The sequence below is a fragment of the Mycetohabitans endofungorum genome (assembly GCF_037477895.1).
Taxonomy (GTDB): Bacteria; Pseudomonadota; Gammaproteobacteria; order Burkholderiales; family Burkholderiaceae; genus Mycetohabitans.
Genome location: NZ_CP132744.1, coordinates 612,526 through 624,807, shown reverse-complemented (window position 1 = coordinate 624,807; position 12,282 = coordinate 612,526). Strand labels below are relative to the sequence as shown.

Sequence of the window (12,282 nt, the reverse complement as noted above, 5' to 3'; positions counted from 1 at the left end):
CGCATAATATGGGTCGTATTACCCGACGTGGGAGGCGTGATTGTTGGTAGGCACACTGTGCAGCATCGCGCCGCCAGTCGGCTGATATTCGGGAACCCAGCGTCTCAGATCACGCCGCACTTCATCATCCGACAGGATCCGCTTCTGCATCAACCACGGCAACAGTTCATCAAGCAAGTTCCCCGGGACTTCACGCGCCCGGGCGATACGCAACTTCGAATGCGGCGTGCGAGTCGTCGTTTCTTTGTCAGCCAACAGCTCTTCGTACAGCTTCTCGCCCGGCCTCAAACCGGTAAAGACAATTTTTATTTGGTTATCATTAAACCCGTATAATCGGACCAGGTCACGCGCCAAATCGGCGATACGTACCGGCTGGCCCATGTCAAGCAGGAAGATCTCCCCGCCTTGACCCATGCTCGACGCCTGCAACACCAATTGCGACGCTTCGGGAATCGTCATGAAAAAGCGGGTAATGCCCGGATGCGTGACGGTCACCGGTCCGCCACGCGCGATCTGTTCCTGAAACTTCGGTATCACGCTGCCCGCGCTGCCCAGCACGTTGCCAAAGCGCACTGTCTCAAGCTTGGTTACATGCGTGCTCTGCTGCAATACCTGGCAGACCATTTCCGCCATCCGCTTGCTAGCCCCCATTACGTTGGTTGGATTAACGGCTTTGTCGGTTGATATCAGCACGAAACGACACACCTTGTGCCGGATCGCGGCACTGGCAACGCGATACGTGCCGAGCACGTTATTGCGTATTGCTTGCCATGCGTTAAGCTGCTCCATCAGCGGAACATGCTTGTATGCAGCGGCGTGAAAAACGATATGAGGCGCGTACTTGGCCATAACCTGATCTAACAGCAAAGAATCTTTGGCGTCGCCAATTACCGGTTTGATCGACACGTCTGGATAATGGTCGTGCAACTCTTCGCTGAGTCGGTATATCGCGTATTCGGACAAGTCAAAAGCAATCAGTTGAGCGGGACCGAAGCGCAGGATCTGCCGACACAATTCTGACCCAATTGATCCGCCAGCTCCAGTCACCATCACCACCTGGCCCTTCAATAACGCTTCGACATGTGCGGTATCGATCGACACCGGATCGCGTCCCAGCAGGTCTTCCAGATCGATTTGGCGGACTCTGGACAGCGACGACTGACCTTGAGTCAGTGCAGTCAGTTTTGGCAGAACAAAGGCTTGGACTCCTGCCCTCACGCACGCGGTCGCAATACGTCGATGCACGTCGACCGACGCAGACGGAATGGCGATGATAACGTGCCCAACCTTCAGTTCAGTGGCAAACCGCTTCAGTTCGGATATAGATCCAAGCACTGGGTAGCCGTAAAGCTCCCGCCCGTGCTTCACAGGATCATCATCCAGCAAGCCAACCAGCCGCCACTCTCCCGACCGTTTTAGCTCACGCACAATACCTGCCGCCGCATTACCAGCCCCCAATACGAAAACTGGCTTGCCCTGACCGACCAGCCCACCGTATAGATAAAATTCCTTTGTTGCACGATAGATCGCACGAGCGCCGCCCATTCCCAGAAAAAGCAACATCGGCGAAACAGCCAACACAGATCGGGGAATGATAGGAATCGGCTGGATCATCACGGACGCAATCATCACCAGCACGGCGCCGAAACAGATCGCTTTGGCGATCCGCACAAGATCCGGCAAGCTCGCGAACACCCACATGCCGCGATATAGGCCAAGCAGTCGAAACATGGCGCCATACAGTGGCAGCACCCAAACCAGTGCATGCAACGCGCCGGTGCGGAAATTGTCCGGAACCGCTCCATTAAACCGAATGATGTAGGCGCAGGCCCAGGCCAGCGCAACCGAGCATAAATCAAACGCAAAAGCACTGGTCGAAAGCCATGAGGCTTTAAGTTTGATCATTGGCGTCAAGACCTTTAGGAAAAGTAGACCTGGCTACATAGCTGCGCCAACGCCGGTCAACCCAATAACCCATCGCCACGAGCACCAGCACCCAGCTGAACACTGCCATCCACTGATAGAGAGGGGTAAACTGCAAAGCGACAATGGCAAGCATTATGCCAGCCACTATCACCCAATACCAAATTAGCGCCGTAGTCGCATGTCCCAACCCCGAACGCACCATCCGTTGATAGTAATGCTCTCTGTGGGCGTGCCAAAATCGCTCGCCACGCCACAACCGCTTCAGCAGCGTCACAGAAGCATCGCCAATGAAGGGTGCGAATGTCAGCGCCGGAAACCACACAGGCCAGACTCCGCCTCTCCATCCCCAATAGCCCAGCGCTCCAGCAAGAAACCCCAGCGGGATCGATCCGGCATCGCCAAGGAAGACCCGGGCCGGATGGAAATTGAAAAGCAGAAAACCGGCTGCAGCACCGGAGATCACTGCACTCGCGACAGCAAGTTGCACGTCCGGATGGTTGACGGAAAGCGCTGCGTATGCATAGCCGCCAAATCCAAATAACGCCATACCTCCCGCTAGACCATCTGCACCGTCCATAAAGTTGTAGAGATTGATTAGCCACAACAGCAAGAATGCGATGAGCGCCAGCTCCCACCAGGGGACAGGCGTCCGATAGGCAAGCACTAACGACACCACCGCAACCAGATGACCAGTAAAACGCATCCGAGCAGGTAAGCCGCGCCGGTCATCAATCTGTGACAGCGCCGCCAGCAAACCGGCCGCTGCGGCCGGCATCCACAGCTCTGGTGCGCTCACCCAGATAAGTACCACCACGACAGGAACGATACCCCATCCCCCGACGCGTGGCGTTGGCCGTATATGTAGCGAGCGGTCGTTCGGCACGTCTGTGGCAAGACGCCACGCAAGGCCGGTTTGGAGCAGGTAAGCCAAGATGGCAGTAACAGCGACCAGCCCGGCCACGGCGAGCAGCACACACGCCTCTAAAGGGGGGAGATTCAAAACTTGCACAGGAGACATTCGTTTCAGTGGGCTGCTCGATACCATATAGCGGTTTTCAGCAAACCTTCTTCAATGGAGTATGGAACACGCCATCCTAAAACTTTGCTGATATGCGATATATCGAGTCGCAAGTCGTTGACTAGACGCTCAACCGCTTCTGAGCGGCCAGTAAGTCGGCCCGCAATCCGCAGCATTAGCACCGGAACCGGAATAAGCCGCGCGGGTACATTCAACTGCCGTGAAAGCATCCGCACCAATTCTGCCACCGTCAAATCCAAGCCATCGCTCACATGAAACGTTTCGCCTGCGGCAGATGGGTGGAGTGCACAACGCACCAATGCGTCTACAAGGTTATCTAAGAAGACCATGCTGCGGCGCGCGTCGACGGAACCAAGTGGCAATGGAATCCCGCGGTCAATCGCTGTCATTAATTGCAAAAAATTGGCGCGCACACCTGGTCCATACACTAGCGGCGGGCGCACAATGACAATTTCCATCCCGGTGCTGCGTCCGAACGTGGTAAGCGCCCGTTCTGCCTCCAGCTTTGACAAGCCATAGGGATCAACCGGCGCAGGAGTGACCGTTTCCTTTAACGGGCTACCGCCATCCGTTTCACCCGCTGCCTTGACGCTGCTGACGAAGACAAAGCGGCGCGCCCCTGCGGCGCGCGCCGCTTCTGCAACGCGAACTGTGCCATCGACATTCGTCGCGCGATACGCGGCAAGCGAGTCCGCAGCCTCATCGCGCATAATATGAACGCGGGCAGCGAGATGGATTACGCAGTCGCTGCGGAGGAGACGCGGCCAAATACGTTCCAGCCCCTCAAAATCGTTTCCTACACTCAACCAGTTATGTATGCCTTCGCAAGCAGACTGACCATGACGAGCCACTCCGGTGACCTGACCACCGAGCCCGAGCAACGCTTGACACAACCGCCGGCCAATGAATCCATTCGCTCCTGTGACAACGAAACCAGTCATACCCACTTCCAGCCAAAGCGGCGGTAGAATTTAAACGCTGATTGGGCAAACATGCCGATGTGCTTAACGCCTTTACGAGACGCTCCGCCGCCGTGATGCACGATGCGCACGGACGGCACGTATGCGATCCGCGCAACAGCGTGAGTACGCAGGCTCAAATCGTAATCCTCAAAGTACAAGAAATAGCGTGGATCGAAACCGCGAAGTCTCTTGAGAATGTCAGTTCGGAATAGCATGAAGCAACCACTTACGATCGGTGGATCCCAAACGACGTCGTGGTCGTTAATAACTTCTCGCATCTCATAGTTAGCAAGACGATGATCAAACCACCTTTTAAGAGATATAGGAGTAAAGCCACGCAATAGCAAATCAGTAACGGCGGGATATCGGCGGCAGAGGTACTGCTGTATACCGTTGCCACCAAAGATCAACGGCGTTATAAGACCGACATCGGCATGCTTGTCGAGGAAATCAATTGCATTCCAAAGCGCATCTTCATCAATTTCAACGTCTGGGTTCAATATCAAGTGAAAACGCGATCTTGCGCCATTTATAACAAGGTTATGTCCTCGCCCATAACCTACATTACCGTGGCCAGAAAATACCAAAACTTCTGCATTGGAATTTTCAAGAGCGGATGTATAGTCTGAACCGCGTAAGTCTGTACCATTATCCACCAGTGTCAGCATAGCGTAAGGCTGACGCCCCGACACGCCCAAACCTTCCAATCGTCTCAACGCAGCACCTAGGCTCGTAAGCGTATTCCGCAGCACATGCGACGACTGACGATAGGTGACAATTGAAACGGAAATCAGCATGAAAATCCACAAAATTTAAGTTTAAATCGCCCCACGATAAACACCGCTTTTCAAGAGCATATCACAAAAATTTATATCTCAAAACACCACAGCCTTTTAAATTACCCCCATCAGGAAACAAGGCCATTATTTTTGACACAAGGCCGCACCCATAACATGAAACAAGCTTAGACAAAATTTATTGCACTATATCAACAGGCGCCGAATGGCAGGAAGCTTTGCAATAATGCTTATTGCAGAAACGAAGCTAGGCGGGCAGGAAGTCAGAAAAAATGTCATCATCCATAACTTTACTTTGTGTTTGATACCGATATGGGGATTAACGTAGACCATCGACGCGTACTTTCTCAAAATCGAATCAACTTCATGCCGATATTCGCTACGTTTTATCACTGCATTGAATGCATCGACAATAAAAATTTTACCGAATCGAGGGACTAAACAATCGCGGAAATAGAATCGCTGCTTACCCTCTTCGTCGCCAAAGGTTTCAGCAAGCTTTTGAAAGTAGAGGAAGCGGCTACGACTCATGCGGATTGTATAGGAGGTACTTTCCGAATGGATGCACCAAACATACACAGGACGATCGACGAAATAATTTGTATAACCTTTACGGAAAATGCGCAGAAATAAGTCATCATCTTCATAGCCGGTTAAGCGTGAGTCAAAGCCGCCGACCGAAAGAAACGCTTTACGACTAATAAGTGACGCTGAAGGCAAGACAAACATATCCTGCCGCAGCAGTTCAAAGATTGCGCGCTTTGGATGGACTGGATTATGCTCCTTGATCATGGCCGTGCGTACAATATTTCCGTTGCCATCGGCTTCTATTGCATCGCCATAGACAAAACCGAAGCGACGATCCTTTCTCGGAATTGCATGTACCAATACTTCGATATGGTCATGAAGATAAAAATCATCTTGATCAAGGAAACAAATATATTCAGAGCTAGCAGCTTCTACGCCAGCATTGCGCGCCGAACCCTGGCCACCGTTAGGCTTGTCAATGATACAAAAATGATATTTCTTGGATAACTCATATAGCGCCGCTTGTTCATCAACACGAGAGCCGTCATTCACAACAAAAACTTCGTTGGCCAATACGGTTTGTTCGGTAACACTCACAAGCGCACGCTCGATCCATTTCGAACCATTGTAAAACGGAATTATGACGGCGACAGTTGGAGCAACGCAGTCGTTCGGCATTTAATTTCTCCAACAAAAGGGGATTTACAAATCAATATCGTGATACAAGATTTTACGTCGAACGGAACACACTTCTCCAATAGAAAATATCGGAAGCTGTGCCCCGCCCCACCTACCACTACTCAATTATTTTACGGGCATCGGCTAACGTATTGAATCAATGAACATTTAGTCGTCCGCCAGCCGCGCCCCATTTAAATATTCTGCGCAAGTGTTATAGATTGATTTATCGGAAAGCTAGATGCAAACTCGACCTGCTTAAAATTTTTATTAAAGATCATTTTTACCCGCGACACTTATTAGGCAAGCGGCACAACTTAATCCAATGATTTTTTACAGTCACATTATGTGTAAAATTCTGCGTTGCAATTTTTTGAACTGGCACGTTCCCCCCTTTACTTAGTTTCCTATTTGCTGCTCGTAAGCATTTACCACTTCCTCGACAGGGCCGAATGCACGCACATGACCGCGCTCCATCCACAAAGCCTTGTTGCAAACACGTCGGATCGCGCTATTCGCATGCATTGCAAAAACCACAATCTCTGCACGACTATGAAAATCCGCAAGACGCTGCTCCGCTTTGTGCATAAAGGAGGCATCACCGACACCCATCACTTCGTCAAGCAATAAAATTTCGGCATCTACTGCGGTCGACACCGCGAATGCAAGGCGCATACGCATCCCACTAGAATATGTACGTAATGGCAGGTCAAGGTAGTCTCCCAGTTCGCAGAATTCCGCTATCGACTGTTGTTTTGTACGGATCTCCTGATCCGACATGCCGAGCAGCAGCCCACGCAGCCGAATATTTTGCATACCAGTCGAGTTTTCGTCCATTCCAAGATTGATATCAAGTAGCGGAACGGTCTTGCCGTCGGTTACGACCTGTCCTTGGGTGGGCGCATAAATGCCCGCCATCATTCTTAACAATGTAGATTTACCCGCACCATTGTGGCCTATGAGTCCGACACGATCCCCGCTCTCGAGACGCAAATCAATATTGTCCAATGCCCGGACTACAATGACTCCGTCGTGGTTCTCGGCAATGCTGTTCCTCCTGCCTATCCGCATCAGCTTCTTTTTTAGTGAGCGACCTTGTACATCATAAATTGGAAGGTCGAGGGTAGCACCTCGGAGTTCGATATATGCCATGTTGCTTTCTTTCAAACCCAATATGGAATGCGTTTCAAGTAGCGACCACTCAAGGCCAGCGCGACGAACCAGCCTAACACAAGCATGCTGATTGCCACTCCCCATGTCGTGATACTAGGCATCTGGCCGATCAACGGTGCGCGCACGAGTTCAATCAGGTACGCGAAAGGATTTAGTTCTACAATGAATGAAAATCGACTTAACGCATTTGGACGGTAAATGATAGGTGTTACATAGAAGGCGACCTGCATAACTGCCGCGACAATCTGCGGCAAATCGCGAAACCTAGCCGATAGCAGGCTAACCACCATCGCAATCCAAAGCGCGTTGAGAATAAACAACACAAAGGCTGGAACAAAGAATGGCAACGTCGTCCAATCCTTGATTCCAAACGCAATAAGTAATAGCAAAACAATTAAAAAGTTGTGCGCAGATATTACTAAATTTCGCCAGGCAGCCTGCAATACATAAATAAGCTTTGGCGTCGATACCTGGCGGATATATTGGCCACTGCTGATGTACGCAGTACTACCGTCAACAATAGTCTGCGAAAAAGCCCCCCACATAACGAGGCTAACAGCAAGAAATGGCAGATAATCCCTCATCTGTTGGCCAAATAGCGTACCGTAAACGATGCCAATTGATCCGATCATCACGCCCATACTAATAGTCAGCCAAAATGGGCCAATCCGCGAGCGTGCGTAACGCTGTCGTACTTCTAGCCAACCAAGCAAAGTCCAAAGCCGCCATGAGGCGGCACTTTGCTTTAAATCATTAAATATAAGTTTAAACATTTTGACACTAGATTTTAAATAAATTTGGCAAATCAAGCATGCCGCAAATTATACAGTACGTTATGAATTTTTTTAATGGCCCCGTCCGGCCCATCAACCCATGCCAAAGACCAATAAAGGACATCCATAGATGTTTTAGGCGTGGCTTCATAAAAAAACCATAAATCAAAAAACGGACAGGAATTTTTACAAGTTCTGTCGATTTCCAGTTACATGGTACATAGCGTCGCTTGATTAGTGCGACAGTATTGCGAGATATGTAATAATGACGCAATGGGCTATGACTTGGATAAACACGACCGAACACGCGAACCGGCTCATCGCCTAATTTATGCGCAAGACGCAACATCGGCGCACCAAGCACCAAATAGCCTTTTAATTGTGCCCTGATACACCATTCCAAGTCCACCAAATCGATAAAAAGGCTTTCGTCCATAGGGCCAATATTTCGCCATGCAGCGAGATTTATGCACGAACCCGAACTGATTAAATAATCGACTTCAATAGGTTGCGTACCCACCGGCGTGATGCGTTGCAGCTTCCAATATTTAAAACGTACGAAAGGGGCCACGCCACCGAACCGCATGTCTTCAAAGGCAGGGCCCATCAATGCGACCGGCGTGCCATGATTCAACTGCTTTTCGAGCAGGCACGGCAAGTCCCGAATAAGCTGGCTCGATGGTTCGCTGTCTTGGTCAAAGATAAAAGCGCTTGTACAGCCCGCTTTAATTAGTACTTCTATACCTTGATTGATTGCTGTCGCGATGCCCAGGTTTGCGCCATTGGCGATATACACGATGTCATCTTCTAAACCAAGGTCCGACGCACTGCTAGCCTGCTCGGTATTATCAATGATCACGCAATGCGCTATCTCCGCAAGAGCGTTCGCACGCTGCACGCAACCTGCGTCGGGATGATAGAAAACCACGACGGCGCCAGTCAGCTCGTGCTTCGTCCTGCCATGAGTCCATACGTTAGTCAATCATGCAAAGGCGTAGCGCCTCCCTCCATTCAGGCGCTCGCAATCCGAACACGCGCGCCAGTTTTTCATTTGACATCCGTGAATTAGCCGGACGCTTAGCCGATGTTGGATATTCGGACGTCGAGATCCGCTCCACCACAGGCCGCTTTTCAAGTTTTGACAATTCAAAAATTGCCGATACAAATCCATGCCACGACGTTGAGCCACCTGCACTCAAATGATACACGCCAGACCGCTGGTGCCACCAATGTTCTTGATCTTTTTCCATTAACGCCTGCGCAATGACATGTGCCGTCAGCGTCGCAATCGTATTGCTCCATGTCGGCGCTCCAAACTGATCAGCTACTACTTTCAGCTCCGACCGATCTGCACCGAGCCTTAGCATTGTCAGCAAGATGTTCTTGCCGCGTCTGCCATATACCCAACTCGTTCGAAAAATTAAATAATTCGCACCGCTCGTCGCAATTGCCTGTTCGCCAGCAAGCTTCGTGGAGCCATACACGTTCTGCGGATCAGTCGGATCGCCCTCGACATATTCCCCGTCCTTCTCGCCATTAAATACGTAATCGGTCGAATAGTGAATTAGCGGGATGCCAAGCTTCTTAGCCTCGTCAGCGAATACACCCGGCGCTTGACCATTAATAATCATTGCCAGATCGGGTTCGCTCTCGGCTTTATCAACGCTGGTGTATGCGGCCGGATTCACGATCAGCGTGGGCTGCACACTGTGCACAATCGAGCGTATCTGCCCAAGGTCTGATAGGTCCAGCATTGATCGGTCGGCCGCTACCACTCTACCAAGGCCTTGTAGCGTACGCGTCAGTTCAAAACCAACCTGACCGTTTACACCAGTAATCAGTATCGTGCGTTGCTTGTTTTTCAAACTCATCAACGCCTCCATTAAGCAAAAACTTCCGCTTCTGCTAGGCGCCTACCCAGAGCATCCTTTGCTGCAATCAGCAGCTCACCATCATACGGCCACTTGATACCAATCTGCGGGTCGCTCCAGATAATGCTGCGTTCAAACTCTGGAAACCAGTAATCAGTTGTTTTATACAAAAATTCCGCCGATTCCGACAGGGTTACAAAACCATGCGCGAAACCTGCCGGCACCCAAAGCTGTCGCTTGTTTTCGGCTGACAAATACACGCCAACCCATTTCGCAAAATTCGGTGAGCTTTTTCGAATATCCACTGCTACATCAAACACTTCGCCTTGCACGACCCGTACAAGCTTGCCCTGCGCGTGTTCGATCTGATAGTGCAGACCACGCAACACGCCCTTTGCGGAACGCGAATGATTGTCCTGCACAAACACCGCATTCGAATCGACAAGCTCAGCAAATTCACGTACGTTAAAGCTTTCAAAGAAAAAGCCTCGCGTGTCGCCAAATACCTTTGGCTCAATGATCTTTACTTCCGGTAATTCAGTCGGTATTACTTGGATGGCCATGCAACTTGGTCCGTTAAAATAGTTTGTAGATATTTTCCGTAGCCATTTTTCGTGAGCGGAGCAGCTAATTTTTGCAATTGCTCAGCGTCAATCCAACCGAGCCGATATGCAATTTCCTCTGGACATGCAACGACAAGCCCTTGCCGTTTCTGTAACGTTGCGATAAATGTCGCCGCTTCAATTAAGGAGTCGTGCGTTCCGGTGTCAAGCCATGCGTAGCCACGGCCCATGATTTCAACGTTCAAGTTGCTTTGCGCAAGATAAACAGAATTGACATCGGTGATTTCTAGTTCACCGCGCGGCGATGGCTTGATCGTCGCTGCGATGTCGCACACGCTGTTGTCATAGAAGTACAAACCTGTGACAGCATAGTTTGAGCGTGGTTTCGCCGGCTTTTCTTCGATAGAAAGCGCACGAAACTGACGATCGAATTCGACCACCCCGTAACGCTCTGGATCGTGCACGTGATACGCAAACACGGTGGCACCGTCTGCTCGCTCGTTCGCCCTCTCGAGCTGCTTGACAAGATCGTGCCCATAGAAAATGTTGTCACCGAGAATCAACGCAGAAGGAGCCTTACCGATGAACTCGCGCCCAATGACGAATGCCTGGGCTAGCCCATCCGGTGAGGGCTGAATCGCATAATGAATATTTATGCCCCATTGGTGCCCGTCACGCAACATCGCTTCGAAACGCGGCGTGTCCTCCGGCGTCGAGATCACCAGCACGTCCCGAATACCGGCCACCATCAGCGTGGAAAGCGGATAGTAAATCATCGGCTTATCGTATACTGGCAGTAGCTGCTTGGAGACGGCATGCGTGATTGGATAAAGTCGCGTGCCGGAGCCACCAGCGAGAATAATGCCCTTACGCCCACTGTGCATCATCATTGCCCTCAATTGTCACGCGCGTTGTGCATAATTTAATTCAACCCATTTGCGATACTCACCCGACTGCACATCGTTTACCCAGTCTTGATTGTCAAGGTACCATCGAACAGTCTTTTTCAGGCCGCTTTCGAATGTCTCGGCAGGCTTCCAGCCAAGGTCGCGCTCGAGCTTTCTTGCATCGATTGCATAACGGCGATCGTGGCCCGGACGATCAGTGACAAACGTGATTTGGTCGCGATACGAGCCGGTGGCCTTTGGATTAAGTTCATCCAGCAAATCGCACAGTGTGTGCACAACCTCAATGTTCTTTTTTTCGTTCCAACCACCTACATTGTAGGTCTCACCAGGTTTGCCACGCGCGAGCACCTCACAGATCGCCGCACAATGGTCGCCGACATACAACCAGTCGCGCACATTCTGCCCGTCACCGTACACCGGCAACGGCTTGCCAGCGAGCGCATTGGCAATCGTCAGTGGAATCAGTTTCTCAGGGAAATGGTACGGCCCGTAGTTATTCGAGCAGTTTGTCGTCAGCGTAGGTAGGCCATAAGTATGATGGTACGCCCTCACCAAGTGGTCAGAGCCAGCTTTAGTGGCCGAATATGGGCTGTTTGGCGCATACGGTGTCGTTTCGGAAAATGGCGGATCGCTTTCCAATAGCGAGCCAAATACCTCATCGGTGGACACATGCAAGAACCGAAATGCAGCCTTCGCATCAGCATCCAGCTTGTTCCAGTAGGTGCGAGCGGCCTCCAGCAACGTGAAAGTGCCGATCACGTTTGTCTGTACAAATTCGGCTGGCCCATGAATCGAGCGATCAACATGGCTTTCCGCGGCAAAGTGCACGACCGCACGCGGCGCATAATTTGCAAAGAGGGTACCGAGTGCTGCGCGATCGCAGATGTCCACACGCGCAAACAAATGGCGTGCGTCACCCTCAAGCGACTTCAACGTGCGTAGGTTGCCTGCGTAGGTAAGCTTATCAACGTTAAGAATAGCTTCATCGTTGCTATGCAACCAGTTGAGCACGAAATTGCTGCCGATGAACCCGGCACCACCCGTTACGAGAATCATGCAAATTC

General features: G+C 50.9%; 12 protein-coding genes. All 12 read right to left on the bottom strand.

Features of this window, described 5'->3' with window-relative positions:
* Nucleotides 1-18: 18 nt before the first annotated feature.
* The 12 genes from RA167_RS02845 to rfbB all read right to left on the bottom strand — a co-directional run bounded on the left by RA167_RS02845 (nucleotide 19) and on the right by rfbB (nucleotide 12,274).
* Entirely contained in the window at nucleotides 19-1,905 is a 1,887-nt protein-coding gene (locus RA167_RS02845) for a polysaccharide biosynthesis protein (protein WP_076786200.1), read from the bottom strand.
* Nucleotides 1,892-2,944, bottom strand: a complete 1,053-nt coding sequence (locus RA167_RS02840) for an MraY family glycosyltransferase (protein ID WP_083703703.1) — start codon at nucleotides 2,942-2,944, stop codon at nucleotides 1,892-1,894. Before RA167_RS02840 ends, RA167_RS02845 begins: the two co-directional genes overlap by 14 nt.
* Nucleotides 2,945-2,949: 5 nt before the next feature.
* Entirely contained in the window at nucleotides 2,950-3,906 is a 957-nt protein-coding gene (locus RA167_RS02835; protein ID WP_076786198.1) for an NAD-dependent epimerase/dehydratase family protein, read from the bottom strand.
* A complete protein-coding gene (locus tag RA167_RS02830; protein ID WP_076786197.1) occupies nucleotides 3,903-4,724 on the bottom strand; it encodes a glycosyltransferase family 2 protein in 822 nt (273 codons plus the stop codon). Before RA167_RS02830 ends, RA167_RS02835 begins: the two co-directional genes overlap by 4 nt.
* A 186-nt stretch (nucleotides 4,725-4,910) precedes the next feature.
* A complete protein-coding gene (locus RA167_RS02825; protein ID WP_076786196.1) occupies nucleotides 4,911-5,930 on the bottom strand; it encodes a glycosyltransferase family 2 protein in 1,020 nt (339 codons plus the stop codon).
* A gap of 399 nt (nucleotides 5,931-6,329) precedes the next feature.
* Complete coding sequence (locus tag RA167_RS02820; protein WP_076786195.1) at nucleotides 6,330-7,082, bottom strand: ABC transporter ATP-binding protein; 753 nt, start codon at nucleotides 7,080-7,082, stop codon at nucleotides 6,330-6,332.
* Between the two features lie 11 nt (nucleotides 7,083-7,093).
* Nucleotides 7,094-7,876 (bottom strand): ABC transporter permease, encoded by a 783-nt coding sequence (locus RA167_RS02815; RefSeq protein WP_076786194.1) that lies wholly within the window; start codon nucleotides 7,874-7,876, stop codon nucleotides 7,094-7,096.
* Between the two features lie 7 nt (nucleotides 7,877-7,883).
* Entirely contained in the window at nucleotides 7,884-8,804 is a 921-nt protein-coding gene (locus RA167_RS02810) for a glycosyltransferase family 2 protein (protein WP_237574339.1), read from the bottom strand.
* A 46-nt stretch (nucleotides 8,805-8,850) separates the two neighbouring features.
* Nucleotides 8,851-9,747 (bottom strand): dTDP-4-dehydrorhamnose reductase, encoded by an 897-nt coding sequence (gene rfbD / locus RA167_RS02805; protein ID WP_076787728.1) that lies wholly within the window; start codon nucleotides 9,745-9,747, stop codon nucleotides 8,851-8,853.
* A gap of 11 nt (nucleotides 9,748-9,758) precedes the next feature.
* Nucleotides 9,759-10,310 carry a dTDP-4-dehydrorhamnose 3,5-epimerase gene (gene rfbC, locus RA167_RS02800; RefSeq protein WP_076786192.1) on the bottom strand — a complete coding sequence of 184 codons (552 nt, stop codon included), beginning with the start codon at nucleotides 10,308-10,310 and terminating at the stop codon, nucleotides 9,759-9,761.
* Nucleotides 10,295-11,194: a glucose-1-phosphate thymidylyltransferase RfbA gene (gene rfbA / locus RA167_RS02795; protein ID WP_076787726.1), complete on the bottom strand. Its 900-nt coding sequence runs from the start codon at nucleotides 11,192-11,194 to the stop codon at nucleotides 10,295-10,297. Before rfbA ends, rfbC begins: the two co-directional genes overlap by 16 nt.
* 18 nt (nucleotides 11,195-11,212) lie before the next feature.
* Entirely contained in the window at nucleotides 11,213-12,274 is a 1,062-nt protein-coding gene (gene rfbB / locus RA167_RS02790; RefSeq protein WP_076786191.1) for a dTDP-glucose 4,6-dehydratase, read from the bottom strand.
* Nucleotides 12,275-12,282: the final 8 nt, after the last annotated feature.

What these genes read in the sequence shown, in the direction of transcription:
- RA167_RS02825 (WP_076786196.1), bottom strand. Translation starts at nt 5,930, where the DNA reads ATGCCGAACGACTGCGTTGCTCCAACTGTCGCCGTCATAATTCCGTTT.
- RA167_RS02815 (WP_076786194.1), bottom strand. Translation starts at nt 7,876, where the DNA reads ATGTTTAAACTTATATTTAATGATTTAAAGCAAAGTGCCGCCTCATGG.
- rfbD (WP_076787728.1), bottom strand. Translation starts at nt 9,747, where the DNA reads ATGAGTTTGAAAAACAAGCAACGCACGATACTGATTACTGGTGTAAAC.
- rfbA (WP_076787726.1), bottom strand. Translation starts at nt 11,194, where the DNA reads ATGCACAGTGGGCGTAAGGGCATTATTCTCGCTGGTGGCTCCGGCACG.
- rfbC (WP_076786192.1), bottom strand. Translation starts at nt 10,310, where the DNA reads ATGGCCATCCAAGTAATACCGACTGAATTACCGGAAGTAAAGATCATT.
- RA167_RS02820 (WP_076786195.1), bottom strand. Translation starts at nt 7,082, where the DNA reads ATGGCATATATCGAACTCCGAGGTGCTACCCTCGACCTTCCAATTTAT.
- RA167_RS02835 (WP_076786198.1), bottom strand. Translation starts at nt 3,906, where the DNA reads ATGACTGGTTTCGTTGTCACAGGAGCGAATGGATTCATTGGCCGGCGG.
- RA167_RS02830 (WP_076786197.1), bottom strand. Translation starts at nt 4,724, where the DNA reads ATGCTGATTTCCGTTTCAATTGTCACCTATCGTCAGTCGTCGCATGTG.
- rfbB (WP_076786191.1), bottom strand. Translation starts at nt 12,274, where the DNA reads ATGATTCTCGTAACGGGTGGTGCCGGGTTCATCGGCAGCAATTTCGTG.
- RA167_RS02840 (WP_083703703.1), bottom strand. Translation starts at nt 2,944, where the DNA reads ATGTCTCCTGTGCAAGTTTTGAATCTCCCCCCTTTAGAGGCGTGTGTG.
- RA167_RS02845 (WP_076786200.1), bottom strand. Translation starts at nt 1,905, where the DNA reads ATGATCAAACTTAAAGCCTCATGGCTTTCGACCAGTGCTTTTGCGTTT.